The 1,436-nt window shown below is 67.7% G+C and carries 1 protein-coding gene; it reads left to right on the top strand.

The annotated features are described in order from the left end of the window. The first annotated feature begins 165 nt into the window (after nucleotides 1-165). On the top strand, nucleotides 166-1,365 hold the full coding sequence (locus ACKUB9_RS34270; RefSeq protein WP_407531160.1) for an IS256 family transposase: 1,200 nt from the start codon (nucleotides 166-168) through the stop codon (nucleotides 1,363-1,365). Nucleotides 1,366-1,436 lie beyond the last annotated feature (71 nt).

Genomic DNA, 1,436 nt, shown 5'->3' with positions numbered 1-1,436 from the left:
GGGGTCGTGTCCCCGCTTGTGGTGTAGCTGGTCGGTAGCGGAGCCGCTCGCGAAGCGCGCCGTCACAAGGCGCCGTAGCGAGCGAGCGGCGTAGCGGGGTGGTCATCCGCGATCTTCGGTTAGGGTTGGGTTTGCTGAGCACAACCCCAGGACCAAGGACCGAAGATGACCGACGACATGATTGCCTTTCGCGGGCTGCTGGAGAAGAGCGCGGACGTGGATTTGCTGCGCGAGATGATCGGCTTTGCCGCCGAACGGCTGATGGAGCTGGAGGTGGGCCAGATCACTGGCGCGGCGCACGGCGAGAAGAGCCCCGAGCGGCTCGTCCAACGCAACGGCTACCGTGAGCGCGACTGGGAGACCCGCGCCGGGACCGTCGAGCTGCGGATCCCGAAACTCAGGAAAGGCAGCTACTTCCCGTTCTTCCTCGAGCCTCGGCGGCTGGCCGAGAAGGCACTCACCGCGGTGATCCAGGAAGCCTACATCCAGGGCGTCTCAACGCGCTCGGTGGACGACTTGGTCCGGGCGATGGGGATGAGCGGCATCTCCAAAAGCCAGGTCAGCCGGCTGTGCGAGGAGATTGATGAGCGGGTGAAGGCCTTCTTGGAGCGGCCCATCGAAGGCGAGTGGCCCTACTGCTGGATCGATGCCACCTACGTGAAGGTGCGCCAGGCCGGCCGGGTGGTCTCGATGGCGGTGACGGTCGCGGTCGGCGTCAACACGGACGGCCGCCGCGAGGTGCTGGGCATGGACATTGGCCCCTCCGAAGCAGAGACCTTCTGGATCGAGTTTCTGCGCAAGCTGGCCCGGCGCGGGCTGCGCGGCGTGAAGCTGGTCGTCTCCGACGCGCACGAAGGCCTCAAGGTCGCCGCCGCGCGGGTGCTGAACGCCACCCACCAGCGCTGCCGTGTGCACTTTGCCCGCAACGCCCTCGCCCACGCCGGCAAGAGCGGGCGGCGCGTGGTCTCGGCGCTGATGGCCACTGCCTTCGCCCAGGACGACGCCGCAGCCGCCAAGGCGCAGTGGCGCAAGGTCTCCGATCAGCTGCGGCCGAAGCTGCCGAAGTTGGCCGAGCTGATGGACCACGCCGAGGACGACGTGCTGGCCTACATGAGCTTCCCGGCGGCGCATCGGGTGAAGCTGCACTCGGTCAATCCGATTGAGCGCGTCAACCGCGAGATCAAGCGGCGCACCGAGGTGGTCGGCATCTTCCCGAACGAGACCGCCGTCACCCGGCTCGTCGGCGCCATCCTGCTCGAGCAGTCCGATGAATGGGCGGTCCAGCGCTCGCGCTACATGACCCTGGAAAGCATCGCGCCGCTCAGCGATGATGCCCTCGTCGGCCTGCCCGCCGTGGCAGCCTGACCAGATCCGGCCCAGCCGGGGATCGCGGTGATCACACCGACAGAGCTACACCACGGCTCGGGGCACGATCC

Origin of the sequence: Methylobacterium oryzisoli (genome assembly GCF_046557895.1) — a bacterium.
Taxonomy (GTDB): domain Bacteria; phylum Pseudomonadota; class Alphaproteobacteria; order Rhizobiales; family Beijerinckiaceae; genus Methylobacterium; species Methylobacterium oryzisoli.
This window is presented reverse-complemented; position numbering and strand designations above follow the sequence as displayed.